Here is an 18,438-nt window from a genome sequence, read left to right as displayed (position 1 = left end):
ACCGCGTGACTTCAGGGCACGCGGCGTTACCAGAGGAGTCTGATTGTGACTGACTACCGGGCGGTAATGGATCAAGTGCTCAAAGGCTGGTCTGTCCGTCAAATCTGTTCGAGTTCGCGGTGCTCGCACACCACCGTGCAAAAGGCTCGCGATGCGCTGGTGGAACACAACATCACAACCCGTGAGCAACTTCGTGGGGTTGCGGATCATGAGCTGGCGGACTGGTTCGTCGACGGGCGCAGCCATGCTCAGGGGGATTTCGTCCCGATCGATTTCGACGCTGTCGCCAAGGCGCGCACCGGGCGCAACAAGGTGACCCTGCAGGTGCTGTGGGGCCGCTACACCGCACAGCCTGCGGGCACAGGCCAGCGGTACTACAGCTACGAGCGGTTTCGCCAACTTGTGGCTCAACACGTCGATGCAGCCGGGCTGACCGCCAGAATCACCCATCTCCCAGGCCATACGATGCAGGTGGACTGGGCAGGCACGAAGATGCGGTTGTTTGACCCCACCGGCGGGCAAGGCTTGAAGGTCAGTATCTTTGTCGCCTCGCTGCCGTATTCAGGGATGGTGTTCGCCTGCGCGTGCGCGGATGAGCGCCAGGACGCGTGGCTTGCAGCTCATATCCGCGCGTTCGAGTACTTCGGCGGGGTTGCCGAGGTCATCGTGCCGGATAATGCCTCAACGGCTTCGAATGCGATCAGTGCCGCGGACAGGAATCGCCGGGTCAACTCCACCTACGAGGAGTTTTTGGAGCACTACAACACCGCCGCGTTGCCGGCTCGGGCGAAACGTCCCAAGGATAAGGCCAGCGTTGAAGCTGCAGTCAAGATTGTCACCCAGAACGTTATCCACGCACTCGATGGCCACCAGTGCGCCGGAATAGACGAGCTCAACGCAAAAATCACCGTCCTAGTCGATGGGATCAACGCTGCCGAACCGTTTCGCGGCAATGCGACGAGCAGGCGCGCATTGTTTGATCAGTTCGAACGCGACGTGCTCACCGCGCTGCCTGAAACGCCGTGGCAGCGTACCGAATGGAAACGCGCCAAAGTCGCGCCGAACTTCCACATCAGAGTGCACAACGCGCATTACTCGGTGCCCAACCAGCTGGTGGGCCGCACCGTGGATGTGCGTATCACCGGTGACAGTCTCGCCGTCTTCGACGCCGGGCAGCGTGTGGCCACCCACCAACTCGCACGTGCCCGCGGGGTGTATGTCACCGACACCGACCACATCCCGGCGAACATGGGTGACACCCGTGGGTTGTGGACAAGCGAGTACTTCCTGCGCGAAGCCGCCAAGATCGGGCCGGCCACCCGCCAGGTGATTGCCGAGCTCATCGAAGCCAAAGCGATCCCTGCCCAGGCGTACCAAGCGTGCCGCAACGTGCTCAGCATGGGCAAACACACCAACAAGCCAATCCTCGAAGAAGCCTGCAGGCGGTTGGTGTCCACCGACGGTGCTAGGCGTGCTGTGTCGTATACCGCGGTGAAAAACATGATGGCCGCCGTGCGCAAAGACACCTCCACACGGCCTACAGGCACTGACCTGCCAACCGATCAACCAACCGGCAGACCCGCTGACGGCGCGCCTGCGCCGACAGCGCGTGACACCCGCGGCGCCTACCTCGGTGGTGCTGCCCAGTTCAGCCTCGAAAACCTCACCAAGAAGGGATCTGCATAACCCATGCCCCACCCACAGCCAGCATCAGCATCTGCCCGCTTCCTCGATGAATCAGTCCTGCCGGTCTTTACCGACCTGCGCATGACCGCCTTCGGACAAAGCGTCATCGACATCGCCGCCGATCCCGCCTTCGACGATTGGAGCTTTTCCGACAAGGTGCTCTACGCACTCGACAAAGAGGTAGCGGCCAAGCGTGAGAGGCGAGTCAACAAACTGCTCAAAGCATCCCGATCGCCAAATCCCGATGCTTGTATCGAAGACATCACCTACACGCCCGGCCGCACCATCAACAAAGAGCAAATCACCCGACTCGCTCACTGCCAATGGTGCCAAAGCGCACAAAACATTGTCATCCTGGGCAAATCCTCCGTCGGCAAAACCTACCTCGCCCAAGCACTACTCACCGCGGCGTGCCGAAACGACTACTCCGCACGCTTCTTCCGCACCGACACACTTGCCAACCACCTCGCCGTGCTCAAACACGACGACCCAGCCCGCATCACATTCCTCGAAGACCTCCACCACACAGACGTGTTAGTCCTCGACGACTTCCTGACCACCCCAATCGATGCCGTCACCGCACACCAACTGCTCAACATCCTCGCAGAGCGCGAACCCCGCGGATCCACCATCGTGACATCCCAGTTCACACCCGACGAGTGGTACAAATCCATCCCCGATGCCGTCATCGCCGAATCCATCCTCAACCGACTCGTCGCCGGCGCCGAAATCATCACACTCGAAGGCACCAACATGCGACTGGCCCCATAACCCCGCCGAAACCCCAAAACGCCCGGGTGTTACTCGATACTCACCCGGGCGTTACCCGATACTCACCACACCGTTACTAAACACGTGGTCTAAACAGTAGATGGGCGTTCGTAGGAGGGATGTTTGTGGGAGAGAAGTTTTGGGTTGTGCAGGCGTAGCTTGCTGATGGTCGTGTGGCGGTGATTAACCCGGAGTCGAATGTGGTGACGCTGTGGCCTGTTTTCGATGGGGAGGAATCGTGTTGGCAGGTTGAGCGTGTTTCGGATGACCGCATTGTTGCTTCACACCGGGGAAAAACAACGGTGTTTATGGTCGCCGGCCCGGTGCAGGAAGTTGATGTGCACACGGCGGCGAGAACTGTGGTGCGGGTACTCCGCGAGCATGAGGCGACGATTGAAGGTGAGGTCTAGATGGAAAATATTGCGATGCTGATGAACCGTCTGAAGCACGACGAAACGGCGGCGATTCTGTTCACAGGAGAGCTAGATGACGGCAAGAAAGTCCGCGTGGTGATTCGTCCTCGCCATAGGTTTATGGGTGGGTTCGTTGATGGTGAGGCCGGTCGCTGGGTGAGGATGGTCAGGACTGTTTGGTTTGATAATGGAATCAACACGTTTGGGTTAGTGCAGCGTGGAACGGGCAAATCAAGCACATGGTCAACTACTGCTACGAATGTGCACGTTGTTTCTGGCCGTGACGCCACGAAAGTGATTCACACAGCTATTGATGCGTGGATGCGGGATGGGCAGGTGCGTGAGTTTGTGTCGCGTTTCGGGCTGGGTGAGGCCGCGGCTTTTCGTTTGGTGCGTGAGCCGGATGCGGTGGTGGTTGCTGGGTTTGATGGTGGCAAACGGTTTTTCATTGACCCGTTGAAGAATGCTGTTGATTGGGTGCCGGTGCCGTGGTGTGACGATGTGGTGGAAACGTCGGTGGAATTAGACGATTCGGTAAGCCCTGCGTGTGTGGTGACGACTGACAGTGCGGGTGTGCGGCGGTGTTATTTTTTGGATGATGCGAAGGTGGAGGTGTTGGGGTTGCGGGAGTTTGTGGCGTTGATTATGGCGGGTTCTCAAGCGTCGTAGGTTGGTGTGTGTTGTGCCCCGTTGAGTGTTGTTCTCGGCGGGGTTCACGCATGCTGGGGGTTTGTGTGCTGGCTTAGGATCAGGGGTGTGATTTTGCTTTTGCCCACGCCTGTCCCGGTGGATGTGTCGAATTGGCCTGCTCCTTCTCCGCAGTGGCCGACGTTGGTGTTGTCGGGGGCATCGCTGGTGGTTGCGTTGGCGGCGTTGGTGGTTGCTGTTGCGACGCTGCGGTTCACGAAGCAGGCGTGGGAGAGGGAAGGGGCGGTGTTGGATATCAACTTTGTCTTCTTCTATTGGGGGCATGAAGAAGCACCGTTGAGAGACCACGCGGAGTTCAGGTTCTCGATTAAAAACGTGGGTCGAACGATGACTGAGATTCGGACTATTACCATCGCGACGATTAACTCGGATGGTTCAGAGGGTTCCATTCTGAGTTTTAACGGTAAGTACCTTTTGGGGGATCAGAATCAATTGGCTGGTGGGCAGATCGTTGAGCGGTCATTGGACCCGAAGAAGCTCCCAAGCACTGTGCCGAAGGTGTTCGCGAGTGACACTGTTGACATGGTTATCGAGGTGCGTCACACGTTCGGTGTGGACCGTCAAAGCATCCCGGATTACGGAGTGAAAGGGTTGCAGCAGTTTATTAGTCGGGATGGCGATTAGGCGGCTGGTTTCGTGTTTTTGCGATTTCCCGTATGGGGCGGCAGCTCATAGCTCGGAGGGGTTTGGAGTTACCTGTTTGTCGGTGATTGCGACTGGCGTTTTGGAAAGCTGTTTGAACCGAGGAGAAACAATCGCACGTCCATTTGGCCTGTATGGGGCATGGGAGGAAAGGTCGTAGGGAAATTCTCGCCTTCCTGACCAGGGGCGGTGAAGTTCACTGCACTCCTGAGCGGGGATTCCAACCTGAAAACACACATACTCCCTCTCACCAAGGCGGCGGTATGCACTTGACCCATGAAGAACGTAAAGGGATTCAGGGAGGGCTTGATATCGTTATGGGGCCCGCCACGTTTCCATCGTGCATTTGGGCACTGTTCCAGCCCCATCCAACCGCACGAGAAAGGGACGGCGGGAGCGGGCCTATTTCACCTTGATACGGACTCGATTTGTTTGTGGTCCCCCGATTCTTCTTGGTTAGCTTGCTCGTTTCGTCTCTTCTCGTGTAAGGAACCCCGCCACAATTTCACCGAAGCGATCCAGACTCTCGGGCATGTCGGTGCGAGTGTGGAACGCCGCTGTCAACGGTGAGTTGTCACCGTTGTATTGCATGTCGAAAACAATGGCGTCACTGAATTTTTCCCCGCCGATTTCGACATCAACGGGCTGTGCGGACTTCCTGTGAACCATCGGTCGTCGGGATCGGAGTTCGAGGATGAGTTATCCGCCGGAGGTACGGCAGCGTGCCGTTGAGCTTTCGGGGCAGGGGCTTGCTGCTTCGCAGGTTCGTGCGCAGTTGATTCGGGAGGAATGTAGGTCTGTTCCTTCTACCGCTTCAATTTCGGGATGGGCACGCAACGCCCGTCATGGCAGCGGGGTCGATAAAGGTTGGCGTTCTGCCGAGTTGATTGCTGAGGTCGTCCGGGCGAATGTGACAACGTCGGCATCCACCCGCGAGATTGGATGGCGTTTTCGGGTCGCTGCGAGTTCCGTGGCGGCGTGGACGCACAAGTTCGCTCCGGATGCGGGTTCGCGGCGTGGGATGACACCGCAGAAGATAGAACAGGCGACACTGGCGCGTGTGAAAGAACACCACGAAGCCCAAAAACGCAAGCGCAAGAAGGCCGAAACACAACGTCAATCACAACGCGCCCCGCGCGGTGAGAGTGCACATTCACGCAACCATGAGCAGCCAACAGCTCCGTTTGATGAGGCAGCGTTGCCGGATGACGTTGAGACCCTCAAAGACCTGTTGCGTCAAGAGCGGTTTATGCGTCTGGCGGATAAAGCGCTGTTTGAGGCGGTGATGGAATCTGAGGGAAAAGCGCAAACCCGGAGACGCTCGATAGCGTGGTCGTCGCTACGGCTGTCAGACGACTCCGGGACGTCGGATACCAAGTAACGCGTTGCTGCGCCTACTACGGATTGAAATACAACACCTACAAGTCGGCATGCAGGCGGTTAAAACACCCTCTAGTCGACCGAAAAGGCCAGGCCAAGGCAATGGTTACCGCCGCCTGTGAGGGCAACCGCATGGTCTACGGCTACCGCCGCGTGAGTGAAGTGTGCAAAGCGAACGGTCTGTCGCTGGGGGAAAAATCGATTCGTACGATCATGCGCGAAGAACACCTGCAGCCGAAGATGAAACGCACGAAGCGCTACAGCTCGTACAAGGGCGAAACTGCGCATCGCCCAGCAAATCGATGTCTGGTTGGAGACATCGACACTGTCACCAAAAATGGCACCCACGTTTCGCAAAGATATCGTTCGCAGGCGGATCGTCGCAGGCAGGCGGGCAGGAAGGATCTGGTACACGATTTCTATGCCGATGCGCCAAACCAAAGACTCGGCACCGACATCACCGAGTTTCAATGCGCTGACGGCAAAGTCTTTTTTAGCCCGCTGATCGACTTCCACGACAACATGCCCATCGCGTATACCTGCGCAACGCGACCAGCGGCGTTGCTGACCAACACGATGCTTGAAGCTGGGCTCGAGCAAATACAACCAGGCCAACGCCCCGAACTGCACACCGACCGTGGCTGGCACTACCGCCACATCGATTGGGTTGACCGACTGACTGATATCAGTCACGACAAGCAACAATGCACACATTGCACAGACGAGAACCCGTGCGATAACGCCTGGTTGATGGTGCCGTCCCTATCCCGGCTCGGCAACAGCGGCGACAACGCCCGAGTAGAAGGGTTCTTCGGCACCATCAAGCGCGAACTTCACGCCAGTGGAATTCGCCCCGAAAAGCACACAACCGAGGAGTTTATGAAGTATCTTGACGATTATCTGGACTGGTTCGTCTTTGACAGACTCACCACCGGACCAGACGGGCAATACACAACCCTGGCTAAACAACGAAACATAGCCAAAACCACCTAGCCAACAACACAACGGCCACCAGTGTGGTTCACAGGAAGTCCGCAGACCCAACGCGGCAACGAATGAACTCTGCCCGCTCGGCCAGTACACGTGTTTCAGGCAAAGGGAATGAACCGTAGTGCAGCATGGTGTTGCTGATTGTTTTCACTGTGTCAGCAAGGTCCAGGCCGTGCGTGGTTTGCGACACGTGATCATGTTTATGTGTCGTGACACTGCGGGTGTTGTGCATATCTGTTTCATCGTTCAGCCACCACTTCGCATCCACTGTTACGCGGATGATGCGGGCGTCACGCGATGGGATCTGCAACGGTTCAAGAGTCTCAAAAACAGGCAAAAGAAAAACCTCTCATCAACTGAACTAGCCCCCGAAAGTTGGACTGGTTTAATTCTAGGCGGTGAGGGCTTCAAGGGTCTGATTCCGATATTGCATCGGGGTCAGGCCCTTGAGTCGTTGTTGGACGCGTTCGGTGTTGTACCACCCGATGTACTCGTCGATCGCTTGGTTGAACTCCTCGACGGTGTCGAAGACTTCACCGTGGTACATCTCTGTCTTCAAGTGTCCAAAGAAGTTCTCCATGACCGCGTTGTCGTAGCAGTTGGCTTTTCGCGACATCGACTGAACACCACCGTTGTCGCCGATCAGGTCACGCCAGGAGGCATGCTGGTACTGGAAGCCTTGATCGGTGTGCATCATCCACCCGGGTTCAGGCGCACACGCCGCGATTGCCTTGGATAAAGAATCGGCGGTAAAGGCTATCGACGGCGATGTGGCAACGGTGTGAGCGACGATGGAGCGGTCGAACAAGTCCATCACCGGTGACAGGTATATCTTGCGGCCTGCGACCCTGAACTCGGTGACGTCGCTGACAAAGACGGTATTCGGCTTATCCGGGGTGAACTTGCGGTCAAGTGTGTTGTCAGCGATGTGGCTGATCGTCCCAGCGTAGGAAACATACGGCCTGCGTTGGCGGATCTTGGCTCGAAGACCCATCTCGCACATGAGTTTGTAGACGAGTTTGTGGTTGACCACCCAGCCCTGGTTACGCAGGTCCAGCAGCACCCGCCGGTAGCCATAGCGATGCTTGTTGCGTTCGAAGCTTTCCCGGATCGCGTCTTTGAGCACAGCATGTTTATCTGGCTCGTTGAGTCGTTTCTGGTGGTAGAAGAATGTCGACCGTGGGATGCCAGCGGCGTCTAGGAGGTACTCCAAGCGGTGGTGCGACTTGAGGATGACGATCGCTTGAACTTTCAGGCGCGTCCCTGATTCCTCAAGTCCCGCAATTTTTTTAGATAAGCGTTTTCCGCTTCCAACCGTGCGATCTGACGGCGCAGCTTCTCTTCTTCTGTAAGCCGCTTCAGTGCGGTCGAGCCTTTGGGTCTGCCCTTCGGCTTCGGCATTAGCGCCTCATCGCCGCCTTTGCGCCATTTCCAGGACCAATCTTTGACGAGTTGGTCTGACGACAGGCCAAACTCACGTGCAAGATCCATCCTTGTCTCGCCGGCAAGGTGGCGTTGGACAACTTCCTTCTTGATCTCGAACGAATACTGCTGCTTAGTCGGTTTCTCCACAAGACATAGCCTGCCACGCAGCTGAAACCGCCGATAGAGGTTGCGTATTGCGCTTGTCGAACCCCCGACGATGTTCGCAGCTGCTCGGTATCCCATGCCCCGCTCGAAACACTCCACCAACTGCTCACGCTGCTCTTCACTCAGCGAACTTCGCGCTCTCAAAGAAAACTACTCCCCACTAGTCGGTAACTGATTTCTCAGTCCAACTAATGGGGAGCAGTTCAAACAAGTGAGAGGTTTAGTGTAGCCGGGTATCCGGCTCTTGGTAGTCAGCCATGGAAAGCCCAAGTTTTTCCACAATTCTCACAAAGTACCATTCTCTGGTTTCGGTGTGTTGTTGAGGAAGAACCATGTGATTTCTTCCAGACAGCATTGGACATTCCAAGGGTCATCATCCCCGCTCCCGCCCTCGCCGCATTGTTTGCATTTCCACCTAATCCATTTCCTTTGTGACTACTCATGGACGAGACTTGAACAAATTCCATGCGGGTTCGAATGTTGCCGCATCGGCGACATTGCAACGTCTTCCCTTGTTCAATCCATTCGTTAATTGGTTCCCAGAGGGAAAACCGTCGTTTCTTCTTTGTGCCCGGTGATGATTGCGGATTCTCGACGCTTGGATAAAACTCACGCTCTTGATCTCGATGGTCGGGCATCCGGCCCGCGTGTTCATAATTGCTGTGCATAATTTCCTTCGATTCTTTATGGGGTTTCAGTTCTGTTAGTGCTTCCAAAATGCGGTGCAAGACACCGCTACACGGATTCAGATTTGGTTAGATTCAGGGGGATATCGTCGGTAGCCACACCCTCTTCAGTGGCCTTCACTACCGAATCGGACACCCCCACCTCCGTGGCGTTGGCACCGACGACCGCCGAGCACGAAACAAAAAAGAGGAAAGCCGTGAGTGTTAGACAGCAATAGAAGAAGACTTTCCAGCCTTTCCGAGATTTAGCAGGCGGAATCGGTGCAAACTCAAAACGCGGAGGTGCCTGAATTTGATAACCCGATTGCGGCTGAATTTGATAACCCGATTGCGGTTGAGGCGGGGGATAAAAGCTCGGATCTGACTGCGTTCCAGATACATATCCTTGCGGGCCAAGGCGATCCGATGCGTAGCCATATGGTGGTGCGACATACTGATCACCCCACGCCCCTTCTGACGAATGTGGACGATTGACGGGATTTTGTTGTGGGTGCATTAAATCTTCCAATCTATAAGTTATCTTGACTGGATTTTACAACAACCACACAATGCAACCGGTTGAAAATTTGGCAGATTATTTCAATTGGAAGTTATCGCGACTGTCAGGTTCAGATTGGCCGCGTACCCGGCTATAGTGGCACCGCAAAACCCGAACTACACTGACACACTTAACCGCCCGCACATCGAGGAAAAACATTGAGCCTTCTGCAACGAGCTGAGCAACGACGCATCGACGCCACCCACACCATCGGACTAGAAAACCTTGCACAGTCCGAACAATTCTTCACCCCCGTCGAAGTCGCTCAACTCATGGCAGAACGACTCATCCCCAACAGCAACCTGCCCGAAACAATCTCACTACTCGACCCCGGAGCAGGACCTGGCATCCTCACCGCCGCAGCAGTAGACCGTCTCACCACAATCGCACCGAACACCCGCATCCGTATCACGGCAGTAGAAAAAGACACTTACCTCATACCGCAACTAACACAAACCCTCGAAGACTGCGTCGCCCACAACCCGAACGTCACCTTCGAAATCCACAACGCGGACTTCATCTACTGGGGCACAAACCAACAAGACCTCTTCGAAGAGGTATCCGAGCAGAGCAAATTCGACCTCTGCATCCAAAACCCTCCCTACGCAAAACTCGCCGCGAATTCCCCAGAATCAATCCACCTCAAAGCCGAAGGCATCCACGCCCCAAACCTCTACGCCGCGTTCCTAGCCATATCCAAAACACTTCTCACCGAAAACGGCCGCCTCACCGCAATCACTCCACGCTCGTTCTATAACGGCACCTACTTCACTAGGTTCCGCCAATTCATGTTCGACTCCACCAGTATCGAATCTATTCACACCTTCGAGTCACGCAAAGAAGTCTTCAAAGACACAGGTGTACTCCAAGAATCGATCATCACCACCTTCACCTCCGGCAAACAAACGCCACAAAAAGTCCAGCTCTCCACCTCACAGTCTCAAGCGCACGATGTGGCCTCACGCACCGTCGATTACAACGCAGTCGTAGTAGGCGACGTCATCTTCGTGCCCGCCACCGATAAAGATGAAAACGCTGTCGCGTGGATGTCGAGGGCCACCGCAACCCTTGACGAACTTCCGTTCAACGTCTCTACAGGCCGAGTCGTTGATTTCCGATCACGCGACAAACTCACCACAGAACCAAACACCAGTACTGTCCCAATCGTCTACCCGGCACACTTCAATCAACAAGGAATCACCCACCCCAAACCGACTGTCACCAAACCTCAGTACTACATCTCCAACGACGTCGAGAGTGACAAGAATCTTGTCCCCGCAGGTTCCTACGTTCTGGTGAAACGTTTCAGTGCAAAAGAGGAAAAACGACGAATCGTTGCCGCAGTTTGGGACGGACCTATCGCGGCGTTCGACAACAAAACAAACTTCTTCCACCACAATGGCCAAGGGTTCGACCCAGAATTAGCGGTTGGTCTTGCAACATGGCTGAACTCAACCCATGTGGACGATTTTTTCCGCGTGTTTTCTGGCCATACACAGGTCAACGCGGGCGATCTGAAAATGATGCCTTACCCCACTGTCGAACAGCTTCATACTCTTGCGACATTACAAAACAAGTCACCCGATGAAGCCGTTTCCACAGTCATGGGAAGCTAGCCTGTAACGCATGGCTACCCTTGACGAGGCGAAAGATATTCTCACCCAGTTAGGGTTCGACGCGAGAAGAACTAACGATATTTCCGCACGAACACTCCTCGCGTTGGCTCATGTTGATGAAAACGACTCTTGGACAGAAGCCACCAACGAGATGTATGGAGTCCGTGGGCTGATGGATTTCATGCGTTTTAAGCTCGGCTACCCAATCGCAGAAAACAGCCGGGAGACGGTTCGCCGTTTCGTGCTGAAGCAGTTCGGTGAAGCGGGATTCGTTATTAAGAACGCTGACGACCCGTACCGACCCACAAACTCAAGCCTGAACAACTACAAACTCACCCCCGAAGCGTTGGAGGTCGTGCAATCCTATGGCTCACCGGATTTTGAGTCAGTCGTGGAGCAGTACTTAGCTGAGAGGTTAACCCTGATACAGCAACATCAGGCGGCTCGACAGCAAGGGAGGTTTGTGGTGTCACTTCCAGGTGATGTGGACCTTTCGCTGAAAAAGGGTGGGCAGAATGAACTGATCAAAGACATGGTCGAAAAGTTTTGCCCGCAGTTCATTGACAACGGTCGTGTGCTGTATATCGGGGATGCTGATCAGAAGCTGGTGCATTTCGATTCTGAGACGCTTGCGGGCTTGGGGGTTGAGCTCGATGAGCACGGCAAGATGCCCGATTTGATTGTGTACGAGCCATCCAAGAATTGGCTGTATCTGATGGAGGCTTGTTCAACTCATGGACCTGTTGACCACTCTCGGTATAGGGAGTTGCATGAGTTGTTCGGTAACTCTTCTGCGGGTCTTGTGTTGGTGTCGTGTTTTCCTGACAAGCGGACGATGCGGTCTTATCTGTTGGATTTAGCGTGGGAAACTGAAGCGTGGGTTGCGGATGAACCTACGCACATGATTCACCTTGATGGGCAAAGGTTCTTAGGCCCATATTCTTAAGCCATGTGGCCGGATTCCCGGCTAGATGGGAAAATGTGTGCGGGCCGTGGGCCTGCTGCTTTCGACTTGTTTGTGTTGAATTGGTGCGACTTGTTCGAAATGGGATCGCGTTGGCCGTGATCCTTTATATGTGCGTTTCTTTGCCCAGTCTGTTCGATTCTCGTTTGCGTTCCCGTGCGTCCATGCGTTGACGTACGGGCCAGATGGTTTCGCCCAGCCCAACTTCAATTTGGGCGAGGGTCAGGATGCTTGGCCATGTTCTGCCCGCCATGAAGTCAGCGAGGGTGGATTCTCCGACGCCGCAGTATTGGGCCACTTTGTTGATGCTGGTCAGCTCGGTCGAGGTTCGCATGACATCCTGCAGTTTGAGGATTGCTTGCCGTACCCGTTCGTGTGCGAGGTCGTCGACTTTGTATTTTGGCCAGTCTGGGTAGAGCTGGCGGGGTGTGGGTTGTTTCGCGGGCATGGGTTGACCGTAGGTCAGTGCTGGTGTGGTTTCGGGCCACGCCACGCTAACGGGCGGATAACGAAGTGGTGGCCTGCGGTTTTGGCCTTGACGGTCGTTTTTCCGACCAGTATCATCACGGTTGAACGGTTGGTGAAACGACCACCAGGGGTCGCTTCCCTCACCACGAAAGGGGACACACCATGTACCGCCCACTACCTACCGTCTCGTATCGAGCGAACTGCTCTACGACCGCATAACACCCACCACGCATCTGTTTTCGCGTTAGTCGCGACCAATGCCCGTCCGCACTTTGCGGAACCTGCACCGCTTCACCCGACAACACAGCACGGGTGTGAAGTTGGCTGTTTCTGTACGCCTCAACGCCCCTTGAGGGGAGGTGACACCCCATGACGTTTTCCACGCACTCCGCCCTGCGTGCCGATGGAACCCCATCAGATGTTGGCCTGATTTACCTCGACCAGGTTGATGTCGCGAAACTCCGCACCCCATTCGATGTGGTTCACGATTCTGGTGTCATCGACCTCATCGAGCTCTGGACCGAGCAAGACGGCATCGGCGTTGGTGGTGTCGGCCGGCCGCGTGAAATCCCCATCCGTAGCGTGCTTGTACTGATGGCGATGCTGGCGATTGATAACCAGCCGATGCACCTGACGAAGGCTCGTGACATCATCTGCGACAGGGCTACGGACAACGCTTTGAAAACTCTCGGGTTTCCCGCCCGTAACGAAACTGACTACAAGAGCCTAAAGGGCCGTAAGCAGTGGTACGACAAACTCTGGCACGCCTATCACGCGATTCTGCGTGTGGTCGATCCGTTCCCGGAAATGACCTATAAGCGTCGCCTCACGAAAGAGGAATACGCAGAATTAGTCGCAACCCGTAACCCAGACCTCGTTGAGGCACGCAGGCAACGCCTCACCCTCTTCAACAACCGCCTCATCATGGCCGCAGCGAAACTCATCGGAGAAGAAGAATTTAACCGCTGGGAAGGTGACGTCGCGGTTGACGGCACCCCGATCAAGGCCGCTCGGATTGGTTCTGCTCGCGGGGCTCGCCGTGTTTCCTCTGAACCTGATGCAGGCTGGTACGTGCGTGAGGGGAACCATGACGGGTCACAGGAGGACGATCCCTACAAGACGATGTGGGCGTATGAAGCGACGCTTGCTGTCATGACGTTCAGCAAGACCGACGACGAGATGCCATCACTATTACTCGGCATGGCACTGGATAAACCCGGCCACAATATCGGCAAACGAGCACAAGACGCGTTGTCTCACATCATCAACGACTCTGAGATGCCGAAAGGGTATTTCATTGGTGACCGTGCCTATCTGCCGAACTCGAAGTCCGAAAACCTTGCTATCCCGCTTCGACTCGCGGGCTACAAAATGATAGGCGATCAGCGTGGGGATTCGCTCGGTTTCCGTATGCACTATCAAGGTGCGGATTTGATTGATGGCACGTGGTATCTCGCTGGCATGCCGAAAAATCTTGTCAATGCCGGTGTTGATTTCCACACTGGCAGGATTGATGAGGTGCAGTTCGCTGCTCGTATTGAGAAGCGTAAGCTCTTTGAGCTTCGCATTAAGACTGTCACTCAGGATGGCACGACCGTGTTCTACAACCCCGCGAACTACGGGAAATACACGACCGTGCTCGTTCCGGGTGTGAAACGTCCCGAGAACTTCGCTGACACTGCGGTGAAGGTCTTCGAGAAGGATTTACCTCCGAAGGCTCAACGCTCTGGACTGCTCAAGGGCAACAAGACTTTGCGTATCCCTCTCGAAATCGGAGCGAAATATGCTCAGCAGGGTCCTGCGTGGGCGACGAACGAATGGGCTTCGATTTATCACCGTGGCCGCAACACGATTGAGTCACGAAACGATTTGCTGAAGTCTGGCCGCTACTCATCTATCGGTGATCAGACCACTCGTATGATTCGTGGCTTCGCGGCTAACGCTGTGTTTGTCGCGTTAGGTGCTGTCAGTGTCAACGTTGGGTTGATTAAGCGGTACTTGCACAGGCTGGTTATTCACTTCGACACCCCGAAACCACCCACACCACCTGAGACGCGTCGCGTCACCGACGAATTCCTCTCCGAAATTCAACACGCGAACGCACCGCCACAGGTCGCTTAGAAAATCGACTTCACCCCCATCAACCGCCACCCGCAAAGTGTGGCGGGCAAAGGCGATCAGCGAGAAGAGAAAATCAGCTAGTTTCGGCTGCTAATCGGTAACGGAAACTCGAAACTCAACTTCACACAAACAGAAACGCCCTACCCATTTTTGCAGGTAAGGGCGTTTTTGAGTGTTGAGGGTAATTGTTCGAACAATCACACGAGATTCTTCGAAACTCCCCATGGCGCCCCAGAGAGGAATCGAACCTCCGACACCTTCTTTAGGAGAGAAGTGCTCTATCCACTGAGCTACTAGGGCAATGGCGCTAGGGTACCGCAGGGCTGCGGCAACCTAGAAACCACGCTACTTCTTCGGAATGCCGGCACCCCACAGTGCGGCCGCGATGAGCGCGGGCTGGCCGAACAGCCGGATCAGACGCGCACGGTCGTTGTCCAACCCCGGCATATTCTGCTTCTCCGCGTACTGCGCGATGTTGCCTGGGTAGATGAGCCAGTACAGTGACGCCAGCCCGATACCGGTGAGCTTCTTCTGCTTCGGCAGCAGCAGTTGTGCAAGGCCGGCAGCGATCTCGACGTAGCCCGAGGCGACAACAACGAAGTCCTTCTTCATCGGGAACCAGTTCGGCACCTGCGCCTGGAACGGTTTACGGGCGAAGGTGAGGTGGCTAATGCCTGCTGTGGTCATCATGACACCCAGTGCTTGGCGGGTGCGCTTTTGCGACGTTTCGCGGTCCGAGAACAAACCCGAGAACAAACCCATGATTGGCAACCTTTCTTGTGATTTGGTGGCCTGCCCCAGCATAGACCCGCACGCTGGCCCACTCCGGCACGCGGCGTGGCTAGTGGTCTACGGGAGCCTCCACCCCGACGCCGGTGAGGGAGCGAACCTCCATCTCGGCCTGGAGCTGGTCGAAGTTGTCCGGCTTACCCAGGTAGGTGCCGACGATGCCGGCCAGGAAGCCAAGCGGAATGGACACAAGGCCGGGGCTCGAGAGCGGGAAGATTGCCCAATCCGCGTTCGGGAACATCGAGGTTGCGCTGCCGGACACCGCCGGGGAAAGCGCGATGAGCACCAGCGCGGAGATCAGGCCGGTGTAGATCGACGCCACCGCGCCGGTGGTGTTGAAGCGCTTCCAGTACAGGGAGTACAGGATGGTGGGCAGGTTCGCGGACGCCGCGATGGCGAAAGCCAGGGACACCAGGAAAGCAACATTTTGCTGCATGGCAAGAATGCCAAGGATGATGGCGACGATGCCAAGCACGACTACGGTGATGCGGGAAACGCGGACCTGCTCCGCTTCGGTGGATTGACCGTCGCGAAGCACTGCGTCGTACACGTCGTGGGCGATCGATGCCGAGGCGGTGATGGCCAGGCCCGCAACCACGGCAAGCACGGTTGCGAACGCCACCGCGGAGATCAGCGCCATGAAGATAGAGCCGCCGAGCTCGAATGCCAGCAGCGGCGCCGCCGAGTTCGCGCCCCCTGGCGCGGCGAGGATGCGGTCCGGGCCGACGAACGCGGCAGCGGCGTATCCCAGCACCAGCGTGAGCAGGTAGAACGAGCCGATAAGCACGATGGCCCAGGTGACGGACTTGCGCGCCTCCTTCGCCGTCGGGACGGTGTAGAAGCGCATGAGCACGTGTGGCAGGCCCGCGGTACCAAGCACCAGCGACAGGCCGAGGGAGACGAAGTCCAGCTTGGAGGTGGTGGATCCGCCGTACTTCAGGCCGGGCTTGAGAATGTCTTCGGCCTGGTAGCTCTTCTCCGCCAAGTAGCCGGATGCTGCGTGGGTGTCGATGGCTTGGTCGAACACTGCCGTCAACCCGCCCTTCGCGGTGATGAAGGCGAGGATGGACATGATCAGCACACCGGCGATGAGCAACACCGCCTTGATCATCTGGACGTACGTGGTGCCCTTCATGCCGCCGACGAGGACGTAGATGATCATGATCACGCCAACAATGCCGACGCAGATCGCCTGGGCGGTGTAGGAATGCAGGTCGAGCAGCACAGAGACGAGCGACCCAGCGCCGGCCATCTGGGCGATGAGGTAGAACAACGACACGAACAGCGTGCCGAACGCGGCCGCGACGCGGACCGGCTTTTGCCGCAGACGGAACGACAGCACGTCGGCCATGGTGAACCGGCCGACGTTGCGCAGCGGCTCCGCCACCAGCAGCAGCGCGACGAGCCACGCCACGAAGAATCCGATGGAGTACAAGAACCCGTCGTATCCGTTCAGCGCGATTGAGCCCACGATGCCCAAGAACGATGCGGCGGAGAGGTAGTCACCGGCGATGGCGAGGCCGTTTTGCGTGCCGCTAAACGACGCTCCTCCGGTGTAGAAATCCGCCGATTCGTTCGTGGTCTTACCGGCGCGGGTGACGATGTACAGGGTAATTGCGATGAAGGCGCCGAAGATCGCAATGTTCAGGACCGGGTTACCGGTGCCCTCACCGGTTTCGGCGGCGAGCAGGTACGACTGCATGGTTTAGCCCTCCATCTCTTCGCGGATATGAGCCGCGCGCGGCTCGATATTCTTGTTGGCCCACTTCACGTAGATCCACGTGATCAAAAACGTGGTGAAGAATTGGGCGAGGCCGAGCCACAACCCGACGTTGAGCCCCAGGAAGTCCTGGGCCATGGCGTCAGGGGCGAAAGTTGCAATGACGACGTAGAAGACGTACCAGAGCAACGCCGCAATCATCACCGGGAACGTGAAACCGCGGAAGGTGCTTCGCAGTTCCTGGAATTCGGGGCTTTGCTGCATCGCGACAAACTCGCCAGGAGTTGGCTCGCGACGCTTAAGGGCAGCTGTGGAACCGGCCATTGCCTCGATCCTTTCTTTTTGCACAGAAACATGGACTTTGCCGTGTCGAAGTATGGGATCTTCGACTCAACAACGTAAATGTAACCTAGCACACACACCACGCTTTAATGTCGTGTTCATCTCTCGCCGTGGTCCCCGGTATGCAAAAACCGCCCAGCTGCACGAATGCAGCTGGGCGGTGCTTAACCCCCGAGGGGACTAGCCCGGGAACGTCAGCGGGTCACCGGACAGACGCTCCCCGGTAACGCCGTCGAGTGCGGCCACGTCGTCGTCACTCAGCTCAAGATCCACGGCGCCGAGGTTTTCCACCAGACGCTGCGGGCTGGAGGTCTTCGGCACGACCGAGCACCCCAGCTTCATCAGGTACGCCAACGACACCTGTGCAGGCGTTGCCTCGTGCGCATCGGCCACCGCGCGGATCACCGGGTCGTCGAAGTTCGAGCCGCGCGCAATAGGCGCCCACGCCTCGGTCACAATGCCGTGCTTATCGTGGTACGCGCGCAGCTCAGGCTGGGTGAACCCGGCGTGCAGCTCCACCTGGTTGAGCACCGGGGTGATGCCGGTGGCCTGAATGATCTCGTCGAGCACCTCCGGGTAAAAGTTCGCCACGCCGACCGACTGCAGTTGACCCATCCCCTGCAGCTGCGTGATCTGCTCGAACGCCTGCACGTATGTCCCGTGCTGCGGCCACGGCCAGTGCACGAGGTACAGGTCCACGAAGTCCAGGTTCAGGCGCTGGAGCGACTCTTTATAGGCCTCGGCGACGCGCTCTTGATCGTCGTTCCACAGCTTCGTGGTCACGAACAGCTCTTCACGGGTGACGTCGCCAGCCTTGATGGCGTTGTTGATCGCCTTGCCCACCTCGACCTCGTTGTCGTACAACGCAGCGGTGTCGATGTGGCGGTAGCCCAACTCGATGGCGGTTCGCACGATCGTTTCCACCTCGTCGCCCGTCAGCTTGTACGTGCCCAGGCCAAGGAGGGGGAAATCGTAGCCGTCGTTCAGTGTCGTCACTGGGATACGCATCGCGGA

18 protein-coding genes and 1 tRNA gene are annotated in these 18,438 nt (G+C 56.7%); 10 read left to right on the top strand and 9 right to left on the bottom strand.

Features of this window, described 5'->3' with window-relative positions:
* Positions 1-45: 45 nt before the first annotated feature.
* From istA to CUREI_RS11560, 7 genes are all read left to right on the top strand, one after another.
* Positions 46-1,686 carry an IS21 family transposase gene (gene istA, locus CUREI_RS03420; RefSeq protein ID WP_084768122.1) on the top strand — a complete coding sequence of 547 codons (1,641 nt, stop codon included), beginning with the start codon at positions 46-48 and terminating at the stop codon, positions 1,684-1,686.
* Between the two features lie 3 nt (positions 1,687-1,689).
* On the top strand, positions 1,690-2,457 hold the full coding sequence (locus tag CUREI_RS03415; RefSeq protein WP_038610129.1) for an ATP-binding protein: 768 nt from the start codon (positions 1,690-1,692) through the stop codon (positions 2,455-2,457).
* 173 nt (positions 2,458-2,630) lie between these two features.
* A complete protein-coding gene (locus CUREI_RS12210) occupies positions 2,631-2,867 on the top strand; it encodes a hypothetical protein (protein ID WP_144242404.1) in 237 nt (78 codons plus the stop codon).
* On the top strand, positions 2,868-3,539 hold the full coding sequence (locus CUREI_RS03410) for a hypothetical protein (protein ID WP_038610423.1): 672 nt from the start codon (positions 2,868-2,870) through the stop codon (positions 3,537-3,539). It begins immediately after the preceding gene.
* Between the two features lie 87 nt (positions 3,540-3,626).
* The gene (locus CUREI_RS03405) at positions 3,627-4,202 is read left to right on the top strand and encodes a hypothetical protein (protein ID WP_038613858.1); all 576 of its coding nucleotides are present in this window, start codon (positions 3,627-3,629) and stop codon (positions 4,200-4,202) included.
* A 712-nt stretch (positions 4,203-4,914) separates the two neighbouring features.
* Complete coding sequence (locus CUREI_RS12205; protein WP_144242372.1) at positions 4,915-5,601, top strand: hypothetical protein; 687 nt, start codon at positions 4,915-4,917, stop codon at positions 5,599-5,601.
* A gap of 101 nt (positions 5,602-5,702) precedes the next feature.
* Complete coding sequence (locus tag CUREI_RS11560; protein WP_051952091.1) at positions 5,703-6,593, top strand: DDE-type integrase/transposase/recombinase; 891 nt, start codon at positions 5,703-5,705, stop codon at positions 6,591-6,593.
* 28 nt (positions 6,594-6,621) lie between these two features.
* Here the strand turns inward: CUREI_RS11560 and CUREI_RS11910 are convergent, their stop codons facing one another.
* The 3 genes from CUREI_RS11910 to CUREI_RS12200 all read right to left on the bottom strand — a co-directional run bounded on the left by CUREI_RS11910 (position 6,622) and on the right by CUREI_RS12200 (position 9,362).
* On the bottom strand, positions 6,622-6,927 hold the full coding sequence (locus CUREI_RS11910) for a hypothetical protein (RefSeq protein WP_236627252.1): 306 nt from the start codon (positions 6,925-6,927) through the stop codon (positions 6,622-6,624).
* A 54-nt stretch (positions 6,928-6,981) separates the two neighbouring features.
* Positions 6,982-8,324, bottom strand: a protein-coding gene (locus CUREI_RS11905; protein WP_236627221.1) for an IS3 family transposase whose coding sequence is annotated in 2 segments (ribosomal slippage) — positions 6,982-7,883 and positions 7,883-8,324 — 1,344 coding nt in all. Because the reading frame shifts where the segments join, the coding sequence is not laid out codon by codon here.
* A 591-nt stretch (positions 8,325-8,915) separates the two neighbouring features.
* Positions 8,916-9,362: a hypothetical protein gene (locus CUREI_RS12200; RefSeq protein ID WP_144242403.1), complete on the bottom strand. Its 447-nt coding sequence runs from the start codon at positions 9,360-9,362 to the stop codon at positions 8,916-8,918.
* 200 nt (positions 9,363-9,562) lie between these two features.
* Between CUREI_RS12200 and CUREI_RS03375 the strand changes: the two genes are divergently transcribed.
* Both CUREI_RS03375 and CUREI_RS03370 read left to right on the top strand, forming a co-directional pair.
* Entirely contained in the window at positions 9,563-11,020 is a 1,458-nt protein-coding gene (locus CUREI_RS03375) for an Eco57I restriction-modification methylase domain-containing protein (RefSeq protein ID WP_038610419.1), read from the top strand.
* A gap of 10 nt (positions 11,021-11,030) precedes the next feature.
* Positions 11,031-11,966, top strand: a complete 936-nt coding sequence (locus CUREI_RS03370) for a BsuBI/PstI family type II restriction endonuclease (RefSeq protein WP_038610417.1) — start codon at positions 11,031-11,033, stop codon at positions 11,964-11,966.
* A 124-nt stretch (positions 11,967-12,090) separates the two neighbouring features.
* On the opposite strand, the gene CUREI_RS12535 is transcribed toward CUREI_RS03370, so the two are convergent.
* Entirely contained in the window at positions 12,091-12,432 is a 342-nt protein-coding gene (locus tag CUREI_RS12535) for a helix-turn-helix domain-containing protein (protein ID WP_201773338.1), read from the bottom strand.
* Positions 12,433-12,821: 389 nt separating this feature from the next.
* On the opposite strand from CUREI_RS12535, the gene CUREI_RS03360 reads away from it, so the two are divergent.
* On the top strand, positions 12,822-14,573 hold the full coding sequence (locus CUREI_RS03360) for a hypothetical protein (RefSeq protein WP_038610414.1): 1,752 nt from the start codon (positions 12,822-12,824) through the stop codon (positions 14,571-14,573).
* A 224-nt stretch (positions 14,574-14,797) separates the two neighbouring features.
* Here the strand turns inward: CUREI_RS03360 and CUREI_RS03355 are convergent.
* The 5 genes from CUREI_RS03355 to CUREI_RS03335 form a co-directional block, all read right to left on the bottom strand.
* A tRNA-Arg gene (locus CUREI_RS03355) sits at positions 14,798-14,873 on the bottom strand.
* 45 nt (positions 14,874-14,918) lie between these two features.
* Positions 14,919-15,335, bottom strand: a complete 417-nt coding sequence (locus tag CUREI_RS03350) for a DoxX family protein (protein WP_051952177.1) — start codon at positions 15,333-15,335, stop codon at positions 14,919-14,921.
* Positions 15,336-15,414: 79 nt separating this feature from the next.
* Positions 15,415-17,064, bottom strand: a complete 1,650-nt coding sequence (locus tag CUREI_RS03345) for a solute symporter family protein (protein WP_038610411.1) — start codon at positions 17,062-17,064, stop codon at positions 15,415-15,417.
* Between the two features lie 3 nt (positions 17,065-17,067).
* Complete coding sequence (locus CUREI_RS03340) at positions 17,068-17,406, bottom strand: DUF485 domain-containing protein (RefSeq protein ID WP_038610409.1); 339 nt, start codon at positions 17,404-17,406, stop codon at positions 17,068-17,070.
* 198 nt (positions 17,407-17,604) lie between these two features.
* Positions 17,605-18,432 carry an aldo/keto reductase gene (locus CUREI_RS03335; protein WP_038610407.1) on the bottom strand — a complete coding sequence of 276 codons (828 nt, stop codon included), beginning with the start codon at positions 18,430-18,432 and terminating at the stop codon, positions 17,605-17,607.
* Between the last annotated feature and the right edge of the window lie 6 nt (positions 18,433-18,438).

The organism is Corynebacterium ureicelerivorans (assembly GCF_000747315.1).
In the GTDB taxonomy this organism is placed as follows: Bacteria; Actinomycetota; Actinomycetes; order Mycobacteriales; family Mycobacteriaceae; genus Corynebacterium; species Corynebacterium mucifaciens.
Note: the sequence above shows the minus strand (reverse complement) of the source record. Positions and strands in the feature narration are given on the sequence as shown.

What these genes read in the sequence shown, in the direction of transcription:
- CUREI_RS03335 (WP_038610407.1), bottom strand. Translation starts at nt 18,432, where the DNA reads ATGCGTATCCCAGTGACGACACTGAACGACGGCTACGATTTCCCCCTC.
- CUREI_RS03340 (WP_038610409.1), bottom strand. Translation starts at nt 17,406, where the DNA reads ATGGCCGGTTCCACAGCTGCCCTTAAGCGTCGCGAGCCAACTCCTGGC.
- CUREI_RS11560 (WP_051952091.1), top strand. Translation starts at nt 5,703, where the DNA reads ATGGTTACCGCCGCCTGTGAGGGCAACCGCATGGTCTACGGCTACCGC.
- CUREI_RS03360 (WP_038610414.1), top strand. Translation starts at nt 12,822, where the DNA reads ATGACGTTTTCCACGCACTCCGCCCTGCGTGCCGATGGAACCCCATCA.
- CUREI_RS03410 (WP_038610423.1), top strand. Translation starts at nt 2,868, where the DNA reads ATGGAAAATATTGCGATGCTGATGAACCGTCTGAAGCACGACGAAACG.
- CUREI_RS03345 (WP_038610411.1), bottom strand. Translation starts at nt 17,064, where the DNA reads ATGCAGTCGTACCTGCTCGCCGCCGAAACCGGTGAGGGCACCGGTAAC.
- CUREI_RS12535 (WP_201773338.1), bottom strand. Translation starts at nt 12,432, where the DNA reads ATGCCCGCGAAACAACCCACACCCCGCCAGCTCTACCCAGACTGGCCA.
- CUREI_RS12205 (WP_144242372.1), top strand. Translation starts at nt 4,915, where the DNA reads ATGAGTTATCCGCCGGAGGTACGGCAGCGTGCCGTTGAGCTTTCGGGG.
- CUREI_RS03415 (WP_038610129.1), top strand. Translation starts at nt 1,690, where the DNA reads ATGCCCCACCCACAGCCAGCATCAGCATCTGCCCGCTTCCTCGATGAA.
- CUREI_RS03350 (WP_051952177.1), bottom strand. Translation starts at nt 15,335, where the DNA reads ATGGGTTTGTTCTCGGGTTTGTTCTCGGACCGCGAAACGTCGCAAAAG.
- CUREI_RS03370 (WP_038610417.1), top strand. Translation starts at nt 11,031, where the DNA reads ATGGCTACCCTTGACGAGGCGAAAGATATTCTCACCCAGTTAGGGTTC.
- CUREI_RS12200 (WP_144242403.1), bottom strand. Translation starts at nt 9,362, where the DNA reads ATGCACCCACAACAAAATCCCGTCAATCGTCCACATTCGTCAGAAGGG.